This window comes from Bacillus sp. NPDC057893, from assembly GCF_042796455.1.
GTDB lineage: Bacteria > Bacillota > Bacilli > Bacillales > Bacillaceae_G > Bacillus_A.
This window is the reverse complement of record NZ_JBHVNG010000004.1, coordinates 202,132-219,127: the sequence shown is the minus strand read 5'-3', so window position 1 is coordinate 219,127 and position 16,996 is coordinate 202,132. Positions and strand designations below refer to the sequence as shown.

Sequence of the window (16,996 nt, the reverse complement as noted above, 5' to 3'; positions counted from 1 at the left end):
CTCACCGATTGTCTTAAAAAATCGCATATTACGACTCAATTATTGTAGACTATAGCTATTATATAGTAGAAGCTGGATGAATAGCAACGGTTGATTGCTTTTATGGTGTGGTTATTACATTGATTTATTGGTTAATACAGCATTTTAAATAGTACTAGTTAAATTCCATATACAGTGAATAAAGATTGGTGCTAGCAATGAATTTGTTTTTCGGTATACATAACTAGTAACAATACTCAAAACAAACGGAAACACACGATATTCCATTGGGATATTATGTATTAAAGAAAAGTGAATATAAATGAATCGGTCATTTCGTTATACAAATTCATATCAAAAAGATATTCACACAAACTCAAGAATATAATTGCCCCAGCAAAACTTAAAATACCATACAATAAACGAATGATTTGGTTGTTACCCATAAACCCCTCCTACTGCAAAAAAGAGTGTGGATATTTTCCACATTTTCCTAACTATATTTTATCATATATTAGAAAGTGTTTTTTCGTTTATTCGCAAACGTCCTTCACTCTGTTTTTCAATAAAAAACTGTAGAGAACACACTCTCTACAGTTTTTTTATTACTTCGTATCAATTATTTTCTTTTTATAACTTTGTATTTTACTCGTTAACCCTATTAAAGCTGGTAATAAAATTGGCATAACAATTAAAGCTAATAGTATAAGAGCAATGCCAACAACTAATGCCACTTGTATTAGCGTTAATACACCTGAAGGAATTAATGCTGCAAATGTCCCTCCTAAAATAAGTGCCGCTGATAGTACAACTCCTCCTATATGACGAGATGCATTTACAATTTTCGTTGCTGAATCCCCTTCTAGCTCGTTATAACGCATCATTACGAAAATGCTATAATCCACTCCTAAAGCGACAATCATAATGAAGCTAAAGAAAGGTACATTCCAGCTTAATGACTCTACGTTTAATACATGTGCACTAATTTGTTCACTTATACCAAGTGATGCAAAGTACGCTAAAATTAACGACCCAATAATAAAGATTGAGTTTAAGAATGAACGTGTAATCACGATTAATACAAGCGCAATCCCTAATAACATAATCGTAGCAGTACGTAGGAAATCTTGCCCGGTTACTTCTTTTAAATCAACGTTTCTAGCTGTTGTCCCGCCGATCGCTTTTTTCACCGATTTTAATTCTGTACCATTTAACGTACCATCTATCGTTTTATTAATCTCTTGTATGATTGGCATCGCTTCTTTTGAATACGGATTTACGTCTAAAATAATTGTCATTTTAGCAATTTTTCTATCATGTGACATGTACGTATTCAATGCTTTTTGGAAATCTTCTCCCGCTAAAACTTCTTTTGGAATATAAAATTTCTCAGAGCTTTTTGATTCATTAAGCTCGCCTAAATATTTCTGAGCATCCCCTAGGCCGTTACTTACCTTTCCAAGCCCTTCTGTACTTTTAGATAAGCCTGATTGTAATTGCTCCATCTTTTCTTGCAAATCTTTAAGCCCTGTTAAAAGTTGCCCTTGCCCATCGTTTATTTTCGTTAATCCGGATTGTAACTCAGTTGATTTGTTCGCAATTTGTTTTGAACCTGTAGCCCCTTCGCTCAATCCTTTGTTCAGCTCAGCAGCTCCTTTTTGTAACTTGGTAACTCCATTATTCATTTCTTTTAAACCATTATCGACTTTCAATAACGATTGATTCGCTTCTTTAAATGAATTCATCGCTGCTTTATGCTGCACCGCCAATTGATTTAATTCTTTTGAAAGTCCAGTTAATTGTTTTTGAGCTTCTTTAGCAATTCCTAATGTTTGCTGTATGTTCGGGTCATTTACTAATTCTGGTTTCGTTTGAATGAAATTGGTCATTAACGTTTCAATTTGTTCGTATCCTTTCTTCGCACCATCAATCGCTTGCGAAATATTTCCGAAGTATTGATCGTAAGAACTTAAACCTTTTTCTAGCTGTGCATAGCCAGCATGAAGCTGTGAAGTTGCATTGGATAACACATTAACATTTTCGTTTAATGAAGCTAACCCACGCTCAATTTGTTGCGCGCCTTGCACTCCATCATTTATACCATTCGATAATTGATTTAAGGCCGTTCCTAATGCTGATACTCCATTTTTCGCCTCGTTCGTTCCATCAATTAACTTTTGAACATTTGCGAGACTATTTGAGTCATTACTACCCATTTTGTCTTTCGCATCAGTTAATCCTTCATTAATTTCCTTTATACCACCATTGGCATCACCTAAGCCTGTATTTAACTCTCTCGCTTGTTTATTTAAATACAATTCTTTTATCTTATCACCAGTTGGACGCGTCGGTGAATATACTTCTGAAACTCCTTTAACTTTTGAAATTTTATCAGTTAGTTCATCTAAAGTTTGAAGAGAAGTCGCCTCATCTAAATTATTATCCGATTGAATGACTAACGTACTTGGTGAAGAAAAACCAGGTGGAAAATGTTCTTCTATTACGTTAATTCCCATTTTTGATTCATATTTATTATCCACTTCAAATAAATCATTGTAATTCAGCGTGTTAGAGTATTTTAATACAAAAGGAATCGATATCACAAATACAATGATTAAAGCGATAAATGGTCTTGCTACTGAGTTTTTCGCAAAGAACCCCCATAAGCGACTATCCTCATGACCTTTAAATGTTTTTACTGGATAAAACATTCCTTTTCCTAATAACACCATGAAAAATGGATTTAAAGTGATTAATACGAGTAGTAATACTGCGACGCCAATCGCTACTGCTGAAGTAGATTGATATAAATTAAAACTCGCTAAAGCAAGTGATGCAAAACCAATTAGCACCGCTATCCCGCTATATAAAATGGTTTTCCCTGCCGATTTAAATGTCTCTTTCGTAGCTAAATATGCATTTTCTTGTTGACTTAATTCTTCTTTAAATCTCGTATATAATAAAATATTATAGTCTGTTCCCACCCCAAACAGTACGACGACTACAAACACTTGTGTAAAGTTTGAAAACGGAAAATTAAATTGATCGACTAAATGAGCAATAATCCCCATTGAAACTAAATACGATACACCCACTGTAAGAAGAGAAACAATCGGAACAATTGGTGAACGAAATACAATGATTAATACAACTAGAATGAAAATGATTGAAATAACTTCCGTCTTTTTTACACCCTCTTGAGAGGATGTAAGAAAATCACCCGCTATTAAATCACTTCCTGTTAAGTACGTCTTAACTCCTTTCGGTTTAATTTTATTATGAAGCGCATTTGCAACTTTTGATATTTCACCATGTTTTTTATCTACCGATATTTGCGTTAATATAGTCGTATTATCTTTAGAAACTAATTGTTTCTCCAGATTTTTATTATCTAAATGTGAAACAACTTCCTTAATTCCTAATTGCTCTTTTTCATTTTGTAAAGCGTTGATCGTTTTTGTTATTTCCTCTTTTTGCTCATTCGTTAAAGTCTTCTTACTACCACTATTAAAGACAGCTATAATTTCATACTTTTCAGCCCCTTCTTTATCCATTTCTTTTATCATCTTGTCAGCAATACTGCTTTGTTCTGTTTTCGGAATCGTAATTTGCCCTTTTTCTTTCACTAATTTATCCATATTAGGCATCGTTACGATCATTGTAATAGTAATAGCTATCCATAATAGAAACGATAAACTTCTCCAACTTTTTAGTTTGTTCATTTGAATCATCTCCTGTTATTAGAGTTTCATGGTGCATAGGGAATGAATATTCATTCCCTATTTTTGAAAATATCATTTCGGAATGAACGTTCATTCCTATCATCCTATTAAAGTATTTTTCAATTCTATTAAATCACTCCCTGCGGAATGAATATTCATTCCTTTAATTGTACAGATATATCATCTCCTGTAATCGTTTTTTATATTTATTTAGGAATGAATGTTCATTCCTGTCCTTATAAAGCTATAGAATCAAATGATTCTAATAGCATTCCAAGAGCTCTCTTCCAATTCTTTTACTAATTCTTTTGAGTATTCTAATTGCCCTGTCGCCATTACTTTTATTAATTTTTCAAGCGGTTGATATACAATAATAATTAAAGCAATTATAGGCAATGGACGAAGAAAACCTTTTTCGATTCCATCTTCAATAATATTCATAAAGAAGCCTATAAAATCGTCAAATATTTTCTTACTCTGTTCATCAAGAAAATAACTATCACAGTGCGAATTTGTAAAAAGAAAAGCATCCACATTATTTCTCGCAAATTCAAATAAACGGTTATACGTATGACTAAACTGTTCTCGAATATTTGCTTCAACAGGAAAATCAGTCTTTATTGTTTCAGATAGCTGTAGCATGCTTTTTGAAAATAATGAGTTAACGAGTGCCTCTTTATTTTCAAAATAGCGATAAATAGTACCAGCGCCGACGTTTGCTTTTTCAGCGATCATCGGAATTGTCGTACCATCGTAACCACGCTCTGCGAAAAGTTTTATAGCAGCATCAAAAATATCCTCTTGCTTATTTTTAGCCATTTTTCTCACCTCAATTTTCAGGAATGAAAATTCATTCCGTTTTTAATTATAAATTACATGGATTAAAAGTCAAGTGTGTAAATACGCTATTGAAACATTTATCAAATAACACACTCAATTAAGATATTAATACATTTTTTGCGTTATCCCATCAAAAAATTTCTTTGTATCATCATGACTTAAAACCCTCAATACATCTTGTATCTTAAAAAATTGAACTTGACTTATTTCATTATCTTTTGGATGTAAATCTATTCTGTCACCTATATATTCTACATAAAACATAGTAGTTTCTTGCTCTTCATATCCAATTTTCATTTTGAGTTCTTCAGGAAAGCCAAAGCAAATTTTATCTTCAAATTGTTTTATAACTTTAAACTTTGTAGATCCAGTTTCTTCTTCCAGCTCTCTCAAAATAGCACTCTCTAAATCATTATCTGTATGTTTCACTCCACCTTTAGGAAAATCCCATTCCCCCTTTGACATAGCATATTCTCCATCTATGTCGCTAATTTTCACCTTATGTACCAATAAAAATTCACTGTGTTGGAATACGACCGCACCTACGGCTTGCCTAATCATTTTACTTTTCCTCCTAAAACAATGATTTCACTCTATTAAATAGAAAAGTACTATAATAAAAAGTTTATCATTATAGTACTTTGTTACTCATACATAGCACATGACATTAATTAAAAGAAATCATAAATAAATGCTTCACGCATCGGTACTACATTCTCAAATGTTCGTATCTCCTCTTCACTTCCGCTAATTAATTCTAGCTCATTTAGTTCTAATGGGCGCTTGTAACCAAACATTATTGTAGATAGCGCATTTATATCCAGGCTAATTCCTTTATTCAATGTCCCACCTTTTATAATTGTTACTTCATGATTTACAAGTTTCACAGTTACGTTATTCCACGGAGCAAATGAATCTGTAATGTGTAATATTACTTCTTGCTCTTCGTTGTTCCAGTTCCATTCATATTGTTTAAAAAACTGTTCTACATCTACAATTCTTCCCATGAAATATGGAGTTACTTCTGCTTTTACTCGTGGTTCTTGTAATGTGTAAAGAAGTGGTTCTGTCTCACTTAGTATCATTTCTAGATCTTTAATCATAGAATCATGTTGGCAGATGAAGTTCCAAAGACCAATTCTTGCTTCATTATGTAATGGGACAAATTCTTCTACTTTCATTTTAGAATTCTCTATTTTGTATAAAATGTAACCAGCCGCCGTTTTATTTTCATCATAGTAAACTGCCAATGTTAAATCATGATACACCGCTTGTAGCCACCATTTACGTCCGCGAACTAACATACCAGAAAATCGTTCTGCAAATGTTTCATATAGATTTTCTACTTCTTCTGGATGATTATCTTTACTAAAACGTTTCACTGTACCATTCACTTGTTTTTTAATTATTAAATCGCTCTTTGTCATCCGACATACTATTCGATTCGCACAAAGTTCCCAGCCATATTTACGATAAAATGAAACCGCAAATGGATGTAACATCGATACACTATATCCATCTCTTTTCATAGTTTGTAGTGAATGCTGAAGTAACTCTTTTACATATCCACTTCTTCTATATTCCGGATACGTCGCTACCCCCGCAACGCCGCCCATTTTAAACTTTTCTTTTCCTATGTAAATATGAAAAGGAATTAAGTGCAACTTTGCTGCTAACTCTTCACCTTCCATAATGCCATATATTTGATGACTTTCCTTCATTCGTGTAAGTTGTTGCTGCACTCGTTCTTCATTTACTTTATATTGAAAAGCATATTCTGATAAGGCTAGTGCTTCTCTGAACTTATCTTCTTTTAACTGTATGACGTTCATATAATTCTCCTCCATTCCCTGTTTGAATTGTACCATAATTCTTAATATTATAGTTCGGTAAGTGAAGCTACACAGACGTTTCAACAAAAGATATCGATTTAACAACAATCTAACATAAAAAAGCAGATACATTACGTACCTGCTTCTCATCACTTTATTTAGCTAACTTTTGAAGTTCGTCGAAGAATGTAGGATATGATACACCTACTGCTTCTGCATCTTCAATTGTTGTTTTTCCTTCAGCAATGCAGCCAGCAATCGCAAGCATCATTCCAATGCGGTGATCACCGTGACTATGTACTGTAGTTCCTTTTAGCTTACATTTACCGTAAATAATCATTCCATCGTCGGTCGCTTCTATGCGAGCTCCTAGTTTTGTTAGTTCAGCAACGACTGTATCGATACGATTCGTTTCTTTCACTTTTAGTTCGTGTGCATCTTTAATGACTGTAATTCCTTCCGCTTGCGTTGCCGCTAAGGCGATAACAGGAATTTCATCGATTAATCTTGGGATAATATCTCCACCAATTTCGATTCCTTTTAATGAAGATGTTTCGATCGTAATGTTTGCAGCAGGTTCTGATGCACCTTCGTTAATTGGCTCTTCAGTAAACGTAGCCCCCATTTTCTCAAGAACATCAATAATACCTGTACGAGTCGGATTCATTCCTACATTTTGTAATAGTAGTTTACTATTTGGAATAATTGCACCTGCTACTAAGAAAAATGCCGCAGATGATACGTCACCCGGAACTTGAATGTCTGTTCCTTTTAGCTTTTGTCCACCAGCTAGTTTTGCAGTTTTCCCCACGCGATTTACTGTAACGCCAAACGCCTCAAGCATTCTTTCTGTATGATCACGCGAAATATGAGGCTCTGTAACAGTTGTTACACCTTCTGCGCGAAGGCCTGCAAGTAAAATAGCTGATTTCACTTGTGCACTTGCTACCGGTGAAGTATATTCAATCGCCTTTAAATTCCCGCCTCGTATTGTGAGCGGCGTAAACGTTCCTTCTTCTCGGCCATCAATTTTTGCACCCATTTGCTTTAGTGGATTTGTTACACGTTGCATCGGTCTCTTCGCAATTGAAGCATCACCTTGCACGCAAGAAAAGAATGGTGTGTTTGCAAGTATTCCTGACATTAATCGAATCGTTGTACCAGAATTTCCAACATCTAATACAGCTTTTGGCTCTTGTAAACCTTCTAATCCTTTTCCAATTACCGTAACTTCGTCTTCATTTTGCGTAATCTCTACTCCCATTTCTTTAAAACAAGAAATCGTACTTAAACAATCCGCACCAGGAAGGAAACCTTTAATTGTTGTTTTCCCTTCTGCAATCGCACCGAACATGACAGCGCGATGGGAAATTGATTTATCACCTGGGATTGTAATTGCCCCATTCAATCCGCTAGTTACAGGTTGTATTGTAGTTACTTTCACATTGTCACCCTCTTTTTAAATTGTTTCATACGTTTGGTATTCTTCTTTTCCTAGCGCCAGCTTTGCCTTCATGCGATCTTCTTCTCTTTGGAAGCTAATGCGTAATACTCCAAGCAATCCTTCTCGCGCTTCTAATATTTGCAAGTTCGTAATACTAATTTCTTCGCGTGCCAAAATACTCGTAATATGAGCCAATGCCCCTACTTTATCTAAAACATCGACGTATAAGTCGTGATAGGCAGGAATTGCACCTCTTTTTCGTACTGGTAAAGAATCACGGTATTCTTTTGCGTCAGCAAAATAGTTTTGTATTTCACCTGCATCTCCTTTAGAAACCGTCTTATATAACTCTTCCATTTCTGAGATCCATTCTTCTAATAGTTCCAATAAATGTCCGCGATTTTGCTTTACGATATCACTCCACATTTTCGGACTACTTGATGCGATACGCGTTATATCTTTAAATCCGCCTGCCGCTAGTTGGTGAATAAGCGGGTTATCCCCTGCATGTTTCTCAACTTGTTTTACTAATCCTGCTGCGATTAGATGCGGAAAATGGCTAACAATGCCTGTTACATAATCGTGTTCTTTTGTATTTAAAACGAGAAAATGCGAGCCGGTTCCTTTTAACCATTCTTTCAGCTCATCTACTTGATCCGCCTGCACGTGATTCATTGGCGTTAAAATGTAAAATGCGTTTTCGAAAAGGTGCGCCTTCGCACTTTCAACGCCAGTTTTATGAGAACCTGCCATTGGATGTCCACCGATAAAAGAAACTTTCTTTGATAATAAAGCTTCCGCTTCATTCATAATTGTCCCTTTCGTACTTCCTACATCGGTAACAATAACATCTTCTCGTAAATGAAATGATGCAAGTTTGTGTAATAACTTTTTCGTTTCTTCAACTGGAGAGGCAAAAATAATTAAATGTGCCTCCTCACATGCACGCTGTAAATCTATTGCTACTTCATCAACTACATGTAATTCTTTTGCGCGCTCTACTTGCTCTTTAAATATGTCATAACCGATAATCGTTACATCGTGCTCTTTTTTAATCGCTAATGCAAGAGAGCCTCCTATTAATCCAGTACCGATTAATACTACCTTTTTACACATTTGCCTCATCTCGAGACTTACTTTTTTTATTTTCAAAGTGTTGTTTTAACACTGAAATCACTCCCTCATTTTGTTCCCTAGTTCCGATTGTAATACGGACGCCATTTGGAAACGGACGAATAATAAACCCCGCGTGCGCGCAAGCTTCATAAATTTCCCCCGCATCATCTACTGGTAAGAAGATAAAGTTCGTTTGCGACGGATAAAACGGGATTTCATTTTCAGTACAAAAACTTTCGTACTGTTGTAATCCCTCTTTATTAACACGTACTATTTCCTCAATAAACGCTTCATCACTAAAGGCAATCGTTGCCGCTTTTTGCGCTAATGAAGATACGTTAAATGGCAAACGGACAACATTTAATTTCTCAATTAACTCTTCCTGTCCAATTGCATATCCAACGCGGAAAGAAGCTAATCCGTACGCTTTAGAAAATGTTCTAAGTACAAGAATGTTTTTATGCTTTTCCAGAAGTGGTAATGTCTTTGGAAAATCTTTTGCTGTTACGTATTCATAGTACGCTTCATCAATGACAATTAACGTATTTTCACTAATACCTTCAATAAATTGAGTCAATTTTCGCTCATTAACATATGTGCCTGTCGGATTATTCGGATTACAAATCCATACGATTTTTGTATGTTCATCAACTGCTGAAGAAATTTCGTCTAGATCATATACACCGTTATTTAAAGGAACCTCTTTCACTTCACATCCTTCAATAACCGCATGATGACGATATTGAGGGAATGTTGCACCTGCAGTAACAATGTTATCTCCTGCTCTGAGCACTGCACGGCTTATAATTTGAATGACTTCATCGAGCCCACTACCACAAAGCACTTGTTCCATTTGCACTTGTAATTTCTCTGCAATCGTTTGACGGAGCGTTGTAGCTCCGCCATCTGGGTATAATGCATGTTCCTGCCACGATTTTTGTAATTCTCCTAAAACACGAGGTGAACAACCAAATGGATTTTCATTTGATGCTAACTTAACAAATGAATGATTCCCGTATACTTCTTTCATTTGCTCTGGTGATTTACCTGGTTTATACGGTTGTAATGATGATAATTGATCCTTTACTCGCATGTTAAATCCACCTTTTCATTAAAATTCTTTTGCGTATTTGTTATGTTGCGAAATGTTTTTCTTTAATAACTCCATGCGATCTTTTCCGAATTGTTCGACTAGCGCAGCTGCAAGTTCCCATGCAACAACAGCTTCAGCTACAACACCTGCTGCAGGTACTGCACAACTATCAGATCTTTCAATACTCGCTTGGAACGCTTCTTTCGTATCAATATCTACGCTTGCTAACGGTTTATATAATGTAGGAATTGGCTTCATTACACCTCTTACGACAATTGGCATACCTGTTGTCATACCGCCTTCTAAACCGCCCGCATTATTCGTTTTTCTCGTGTATCCTTTTTCTTCATCCCATATAATTTCATCGTGCACTTTACTTCCCGGCTGTCTTGCCGCTTCAAAACCAATTCCGATTTCAGCACCTTTAAATGCATTCACACTCATTATAGCACCGGCAAGTTTTGCATCTAATTTACGGTCGTAATGAACGTAGCTACCAACTCCAATTGGCATACCTTCTGCAATTACTTCAACAATACCACCGATTGAATCCCCGCTACTTTTCGCATCATCAATCGCATCCATCATCTCTTGTTCTACTTCTTTATCTAAACATCGAACAGGTGAGTTTTCAGTAATCGTTTGAATTTCTTCTATCGGTAAGTGAGTAATAGGCTTCGCTTTTACTCCACCAATTTCAAGAACATGTCCTGCGATTTCCACACCTAGTTCTTTCAAAATTTGTTTCGCAACTGCACCAGCCGCAACTCTAACTGTCGTTTCTCTTGCAGAAGAGCGCTCTAATACATTTCTTATGTCACGATGGCCATACTTTATCGCTCCATTTAAATCCGCATGTCCTGGACGTGGTTTTGTAATCGTACGCTTCATTTCTTTACTTTCTTGCTCCGAAATCGGGTCTGCACCCATTACTTTCGTCCAATGTTTGAAATCATCATTTTTTACGATTAACGTAATCGGTGAGCCAAGTGCCATCCCGTGACGAACACCACTTACAATTTCAACTGTATCTGTTTCAATTTGCATGCGTCTTCCGCGCCCATGCCCTTTTTGTCTTCTTAATAATTCTTTATTAATATGTTCCGCTGTTAGTGATAAACCTGCTGGTACACCTTCTAAAATAACTGTTAACTGCGGACCATGTGATTCTCCAGCTGTAATGTATCTCATTTCTCTTGCCCCTTTACTATTTTTTTGTACAAAAAAGTCCCTACTGAGCGCTCAGTAGGGACGATGTTTATCGCGGTACCACCCTAGTTGTAGACTTATTTCGTCTACCTCTCTTCTTCTTTAACGATCGTTTGACCGTCTTTCCCTTCAAAAGTTGGCGAGAAAGATGCTCCAAGGCTGTAATTCATGCTTACCTTTGTACTGATTCACACCGACCATCAGCTCTCTTTAACAGTGAGATAAGCACTACTGTTTCCTCTTCAGCGCATATATGATATGGAATTAAGATAATTTATTTTTGAAACCTTTTAACTCATCCATGAATCTATGGAATTCTGGAATATCCATTTGTTGTGCAGAATCTGATAATGCAACTGCTGGATCCGGATGAACTTCAGCCATTACTGCATCTGCTCCAATTGCAAGTGCCGCTTTCGCTGTTGGTAATAATAGATCTCTACGTCCTGTTGAATGTGTTACGTCAACGATAACTGGTAAATGTGTTTCTTTCTTTAAAATCGGTACTGCTGAAATATCTAATGTGTTACGTGTCGCTCTCTCGTATGTGCGAATACCGCGCTCACATAGAATAATTTGGTCATTTCCTTGCGCAATAATGTATTCCGCTGCATTAATGAACTCATCAATTGTTGCTGCTAATCCACGTTTTAGTAATACTGGCTTGTTAACTTTACCTACAGCTCGTAGTAAATCGAAGTTTTGCATGTTACGTGCGCCAACTTGAATTACATCAACGTATTCTAATGCCATTTCAACATCGTTCGGATTTAAAATTTCACTAATAATCGCTAAGTCGAATTCATCTGCTACTTGGCGTAAAATTTGTAATCCTTCTACTCCTAAACCTTGGAAATCGTATGGAGATGTTCTCGGTTTGAAAGCACCACCGCGCATTAATTTTAGCCCTTGATCTTTCATCGCTTGCCCTACTTGGCGAACTTGCTCTAAGCTTTCTACTGCACAAGGTCCCATGATGAACGTTTGTGTTCCGTTTCCAATCAATTCGCCTTTCACATTAACGATTGTATTTTCTTTTTTCTTTTTACGTGATACTAGTAACGCTTTACGGTTATCATCTTCTTGTAATTCTAAGCTTGCTTTGAAAATCGTTTTGAAAATATGCTGAACTGTTGATGTTTCGAATGGTCCTTCGTTATGCTCTTCGATCATATCAAGCACTTCACGCTCACGTACTGGGTCAAAACGTTTCGTACCTTGTACTTGTTTTTGTTCCCCGATTTTTTGAACGATTTCACCGCGTTTGTTTAATAGGTGTAATAGTTGTAAGTTAATTTCATCTACCTGTTTACGTAATTGATCTAATTCATGATTTGCCATTTGGAAATCCTCCTCTAATGTTTTAAAAGTATAGTAAGAGAATGAAAAATTCTCTATTTTCAGAACTGGTTAATTATACAAATTTAAAGTGGAATCGATACCTCTTCTTATTTTAAACTAATAATTACCATAAAGACACTAACTACTAGTTAATACGCCACTTTTTTGTACAAAAAAGCCCTACTGATTCAATCAGTAGGGACGATATTTATCGCGGTACCACCCTAGTTGTAGACTTATTTCGTCTACCTCTCTTCATTGTTAACGATCAATGTGACCGTCTTTCCCTTCATAAAGATACATATCTTTACTACGAAAAAGATGCTCCAGGACTGTAATTCGCTCTTGTTTTTGTACTGGTTCGCACCAACCACCAGCTCTCTGTTACAGGGAAACAACAACTACTGCTTTTCCTTTCAACGCATGTTTATTATATTTTCAAGTTGGACCGTCAAAATACAAAAATTCCCTACTGAATAAATCAGTAGGGACGATATTTATCGCGGTACCACCCTAGTTGTAGACTAACTTTCCGTCTACCTCTCTTCACTGTTAACGATCATTTGACCGCTCTTTCTTCATAAAGACAATTGTATCTTTACTACGAAAAAGATGCTCCAAGACTGTAATTCATGATTATCCCTGTACTGGTTCACACCAACCACCAGCTCTCTGTTACAGTAAGACTAACCACTACTGTGATCTCTTCATTGCACTTTGTTTATTCAAATGTTTTTGAAATTGAATAAGTATGATTTGTATTATAGAACGCTTTTTAAAACACTGTCAACAACTTTTTATTTTTTTAAAAAAAATTCCGCTTTCACCCTAGAATTCTTCTTGCAAATTCTCCATTACTATTCCGATACGAATCATCTCATTTTCAATTAATTTTAATACGTGTTTTTCTACTCCATACTCAATTAATTGTTCTTTTATTTGTATGATTTCCTTCTCAAGTAAATCAGCTTCTTGACGTGTTTGAAGTAAAATAAAAAAGACATTTGCATAAAGCCCTTTATATTCTTTCATGCTATTCTTCTTTTCAAGCATCTCAGTAAATAACTGTTTCATTTCCTCTTGATTGCATTGCCCTTCTACACCTAGAAATTTACTTGATATAACACAAAGTCCTTTTTCTAAAATCTCATCCATACATAATACAATACGTAAAAGCATCATATATTCTCTCGTAGTTATTACACCCATTTTCGGACGTTCTCTTAAAAATACACTTAGCCATGCTGTCCAAAATTTTTGTTGTTCTTTTCCGCTTAACGTTTTTACGTAGTAGCATACATACTGCATAAATTTAATTTTATTATTTTCGTTTACTTGCATTAAGAGTGGGTATAACCAATCTGTTTTTTGCTCCCAATACAGTACACATTTAATAAATACAAAGCTAAGCCATTTTAAAAATGCTTCTCTCGTATACGGATGCAGCACCTCTAAATGTTCTACCGCATATTTAATATATCTCTTTATTTCTGTAAATAGAGGTAAATTAATTTGCGTATAACATAATCCCGCCCACGCATATTTGGTCAGCTCGTTTTCTTTCTTTAAATCTAAGTAAGGTAATAAATATTTTCGACACCATTGCTTCTCAATATGGTATAAAAACGTAATATCTGCTGTTAAACGAGCTAACATAAAGTTCGTTCTTTCCGAAGTAACCCTTACCTGTTCCTCAAATAAAAATAAATATTCATATACATTGCGATCATATAAGTGATCGTACGCTAACAGTTTTAGCAATACAGCTGTCATCTTCCCAGCAGGATGTTGTATAGACTCATTGTAAAACTCTTGTTTTCCAATTTTAAAATCTGTTTCCCCTCTCATAACATGTGGAAATACGGAAAAAGCAAAGCGCTTTACAACCCGTATACTATTTTCTTCTAGCTCTTCTAATCGATTGCTAATTTCATATAGAAAACTACTAATTAACCAATGTAAAGTAGTATTTCGAGAAAACTTCTGCAATAACGGAATAATCCTTTGAATTTGCTCACTCGTTAAATTCCTATTATTTCGCCATTCTCTAATACAAACAAACCAAACTTCATTACTAATTTCATGTACGCCTACTAGTTGATAAGCAAACGAAATACTCCACTCTACATTCAATTTACATGCTTTTGATAACATCTCTAAAAAATGACGTTGCTCAAAAACACCATCTTGAGAAAATTGCAGAACTTGCTTCATTATTTCATCGTCTTTCAGCTGTAGTAATCCATCAGCTGTTACATTACAAGTAATGCTTTGTTCAATAGATTCTTTCTTCGGAATACTGTATCGATCAGAAGAAAAATGAGGGTGCTTTTGTTTCATTAATTCATATCCTTCTATCGTGCATCGACTATTCGCATCGCATGCAAATAATGAATCTAATACGAGACAAGCATCAAACGCCCTCTCTTCTGCAAGATGTTCTAATACAGTTTGAATCACTTCTTCTTTTGTTTCTTCTAAAGCATCTGCATAATAATTCTTTAAAAGTTGAAACACTTCATGTTTATATGTGAAATCTAGCAGAAGGCCTTCATGTAGTAACCACTTCAATTTGACATCCGCAGTAACGAACACATTTTTATTCATCGCTTCAATCGCGATTCGCTTTTGAAGTATACTATCTGTTTCTATCATTTCGGTAATATAATAATCCGCTTTTTTCTCGTTGTTTTCACATAAATATGTAAGACACTCTTTTACAATTTGAATTAAAAATGCGAGGTCATTTTGATAAAACTCTCTCTCTACATTATCCTTATTTCTTTTTTTCAGTGCTGTTTGTCTTAATGACAACAGGCGCATCTTTTCTAATCCCATCACCATAATTGGAACAGCGTAATAAGTAATATGCGGTCTCATCTTATCATTCCAAATTAGCTCCACATGAGAAAATTTAGACACCGGTAAACGACTCGATTCCTCTAGTTCAATTGATTCTTGCGCATCATTTTCCCATTTTCTTACACGCTTCAATTTAAGTTTTCCATCTAAAATAAACGTTAGTAACAATAAAGCAATTTCTTTATGCTCTGGGAAAGAACATTTTTGCAGTAAGTATGAAATCATTTCAATAGAGCTACTATCTTTTTCTGCCGTTTCTAATATAAGCAATGTCCATTTTGTAAACAACAAAGGATCCATCGTTTCTTTCGTATCGTTCAAGTAAGTACAAATTATTCGCCACAATAACGGGGATATTTTAGAATGATTTTTAAAAATCAATTGAAATAGTTCTTTTTGATGAGTAAAAAGGAATTGCTCCACTAACCATTCTGCAAGTAATTCATCTACTTCATCGTAATTTGCTGTAAGCCGAAATAAATTTCTTAGTTTCCCCTCCGCTTCAAGCCATTCCACCCACTCGTAATCACGAGCAAATTCAACAAAGTACCGAACGGTCTCAATTTTTTTTATTGACTGTTTTATATACGATAATTGCTCCTGCTCTACTGATGGAGGAACGGTTACAATATCACGAATACGCATTCTTTTCGTAATATAATTATCCCCCATTAATTCCGCCCACCGCTTCACAGCTTTGACAAGTGCCTGATGATTATTTGCTTTATTCGGATACACAATCGGTCTTATCCCTAAATGCTCCCAATGATATGTATTATCCCCTTGTGCGACGAAAGCATAACGCCTTGTACTCGGTGGTAAGCCTGTTGCTAAATATTTCATTACAGGATCATTATGACTATACCCAACGAATAAAACAGTGTAATTTGAAAATAAATCAACTAAAAATCGTCTCGCCCATCCTTCTGTTAAGTAAGCCCTTCCAAAATCACCATCCGTTAAAATTAAAGCTTCTTTCTCTTGTTCTATATTCCCATGTATGTAAGCCAACCCTTTAAACGCTCTCCCTGTCGGTAAAGCAGGTGCATAATAAATATTCAGCTCTCTATTCATTTCTGCAATTACAGACGTAAAATGTTGATCAAAGTTTGTCGTTACAATTCGAACATCCGTATCTAACGGAAACAGCCTTGGAATCGCATAGTGTAATGAATTTGGTTTTGATTTTTCTATATTAACGAGGTCTCTTGCAACTTGATGCACATCTTTCGTTTTCGCAATTTTACCGAGATAATAATCGTGGGGTTCTGTCATCTCACGCCTTTCGACATATAAAGCTTTCGAAATTTCATCAACTAAATCATCGAAATTCGGTAAGTTTGATTTCCCCTTCATAGAAACTCCTGCTCCAACGAATAATACTAACTTCCCTTGTTCAAGGTGATCGATTAACTCATCTGGAATTTCTACTTCTGAAGTAATCCACATCCCGGATTCCCCCTTACCTAAAAATGTCATACGCTCTCATTTCACTATAACATTTTTTGATTGTTTTTTTAATATTTAGATAAGATTTCGATGTGATAAAGTTTTATAT

At 35.4% G+C, this 16,996-nt stretch carries 11 protein-coding genes and 3 other annotated features; all 11 genes read right to left on the bottom strand.

Going from position 1 to position 16,996, the window contains the following annotated elements; translation table 11 throughout:
• Nucleotides 1–144: 144 nt before the first annotated feature.
• The 11 genes from ACFVQC_RS19515 to ACFVQC_RS19465 all read right to left on the bottom strand — a co-directional run bounded on the left by ACFVQC_RS19515 (nt 145) and on the right by ACFVQC_RS19465 (nt 16,917).
• Nucleotides 145–267, bottom strand: a complete 123-nt coding sequence (locus tag ACFVQC_RS19515) for a CPBP family glutamic-type intramembrane protease (protein ID WP_377892931.1) — start codon at nt 265–267, stop codon at nt 145–147.
• 317 nt (nt 268–584) lie between these two features.
• Nucleotides 585–3,701, bottom strand: a complete 3,117-nt coding sequence (locus tag ACFVQC_RS19510; protein WP_377898976.1) for an MMPL family transporter — start codon at nt 3,699–3,701, stop codon at nt 585–587.
• Nucleotides 3,702–3,953: 252 nt separating this feature from the next.
• Nucleotides 3,954–4,520: a TetR/AcrR family transcriptional regulator gene (locus tag ACFVQC_RS19505; RefSeq protein ID WP_002013443.1), complete on the bottom strand. Its 567-nt coding sequence runs from the start codon at nt 4,518–4,520 to the stop codon at nt 3,954–3,956.
• A 126-nt stretch (nt 4,521–4,646) separates the two neighbouring features.
• On the bottom strand, nt 4,647–5,102 hold the full coding sequence (locus tag ACFVQC_RS19500; RefSeq protein ID WP_002127860.1) for an NUDIX domain-containing protein: 456 nt from the start codon (nt 5,100–5,102) through the stop codon (nt 4,647–4,649).
• Between the two features lie 110 nt (nt 5,103–5,212).
• On the bottom strand, nt 5,213–6,373 hold the full coding sequence (locus ACFVQC_RS19495; protein WP_377898975.1) for a GNAT family N-acetyltransferase: 1,161 nt from the start codon (nt 6,371–6,373) through the stop codon (nt 5,213–5,215).
• A gap of 154 nt (nt 6,374–6,527) precedes the next feature.
• Nucleotides 6,528–7,817 carry a 3-phosphoshikimate 1-carboxyvinyltransferase gene (gene aroA, locus ACFVQC_RS19490; RefSeq protein WP_377898974.1) on the bottom strand — a complete coding sequence of 430 codons (1,290 nt, stop codon included), beginning with the start codon at nt 7,815–7,817 and terminating at the stop codon, nt 6,528–6,530.
• A 15-nt stretch (nt 7,818–7,832) separates the two neighbouring features.
• Entirely contained in the window at nt 7,833–8,933 is a 1,101-nt protein-coding gene (tyrA, locus tag ACFVQC_RS19485) for a prephenate dehydrogenase (RefSeq protein ID WP_377892938.1), read from the bottom strand.
• Nucleotides 8,926–10,026 carry a histidinol-phosphate transaminase gene (hisC, locus tag ACFVQC_RS19480; RefSeq protein ID WP_377892940.1) on the bottom strand — a complete coding sequence of 367 codons (1,101 nt, stop codon included), beginning with the start codon at nt 10,024–10,026 and terminating at the stop codon, nt 8,926–8,928. The genes tyrA and hisC overlap by 8 nt, the downstream gene beginning before the upstream one ends.
• A gap of 18 nt (nt 10,027–10,044) precedes the next feature.
• Nucleotides 10,045–11,217 carry a chorismate synthase gene (aroC, locus tag ACFVQC_RS19475; RefSeq protein ID WP_377892941.1) on the bottom strand — a complete coding sequence of 391 codons (1,173 nt, stop codon included), beginning with the start codon at nt 11,215–11,217 and terminating at the stop codon, nt 10,045–10,047.
• Nucleotides 11,218–11,270: 53 nt separating this feature from the next.
• Nucleotides 11,271–11,490, bottom strand: a binding site (T-box leader).
• A gap of 9 nt (nt 11,491–11,499) precedes the next feature.
• Nucleotides 11,500–12,576: a bifunctional 3-deoxy-7-phosphoheptulonate synthase/chorismate mutase gene (locus ACFVQC_RS19470; protein ID WP_002147144.1), complete on the bottom strand. Its 1,077-nt coding sequence runs from the start codon at nt 12,574–12,576 to the stop codon at nt 11,500–11,502.
• Nucleotides 12,577–12,770: 194 nt separating this feature from the next.
• Nucleotides 12,771–13,005: a binding site (T-box leader), on the bottom strand.
• Between the two features lie 54 nt (nt 13,006–13,059).
• Nucleotides 13,060–13,296: a binding site (T-box leader), on the bottom strand.
• Nucleotides 13,297–13,404: 108 nt separating this feature from the next.
• Nucleotides 13,405–16,917, bottom strand: a complete 3,513-nt coding sequence (locus ACFVQC_RS19465; protein ID WP_377898973.1) for a DUF4020 domain-containing protein — start codon at nt 16,915–16,917, stop codon at nt 13,405–13,407.
• Nucleotides 16,918–16,996: the final 79 nt, after the last annotated feature.

Coding starts and splice junctions, on each gene's coding strand:
- ACFVQC_RS19470 (WP_002147144.1), bottom strand. CDS start 12,576: ATGGCAAATCATGAATTAGATCAATTACGTAAACAGGTAGATGAAATT.
- hisC (WP_377892940.1), bottom strand. CDS start 10,026: ATGCGAGTAAAGGATCAATTATCATCATTACAACCGTATAAACCAGGT.
- ACFVQC_RS19505 (WP_002013443.1), bottom strand. CDS start 4,520: ATGGCTAAAAATAAGCAAGAGGATATTTTTGATGCTGCTATAAAACTT.
- aroC (WP_377892941.1), bottom strand. CDS start 11,217: ATGAGATACATTACAGCTGGAGAATCACATGGTCCGCAGTTAACAGTT.
- ACFVQC_RS19495 (WP_377898975.1), bottom strand. CDS start 6,373: ATGAACGTCATACAGTTAAAAGAAGATAAGTTCAGAGAAGCACTAGCC.
- ACFVQC_RS19510 (WP_377898976.1), bottom strand. CDS start 3,701: ATGAACAAACTAAAAAGTTGGAGAAGTTTATCGTTTCTATTATGGATA.
- tyrA (WP_377892938.1), bottom strand. CDS start 8,933: ATGTGTAAAAAGGTAGTATTAATCGGTACTGGATTAATAGGAGGCTCT.
- ACFVQC_RS19515 (WP_377892931.1), bottom strand. CDS start 267: ATGGAATATCGTGTGTTTCCGTTTGTTTTGAGTATTGTTACTAGTTAT.
- ACFVQC_RS19500 (WP_002127860.1), bottom strand. CDS start 5,102: ATGATTAGGCAAGCCGTAGGTGCGGTCGTATTCCAACACAGTGAATTT.
- ACFVQC_RS19465 (WP_377898973.1), bottom strand. CDS start 16,917: ATGACATTTTTAGGTAAGGGGGAATCCGGGATGTGGATTACTTCAGAA.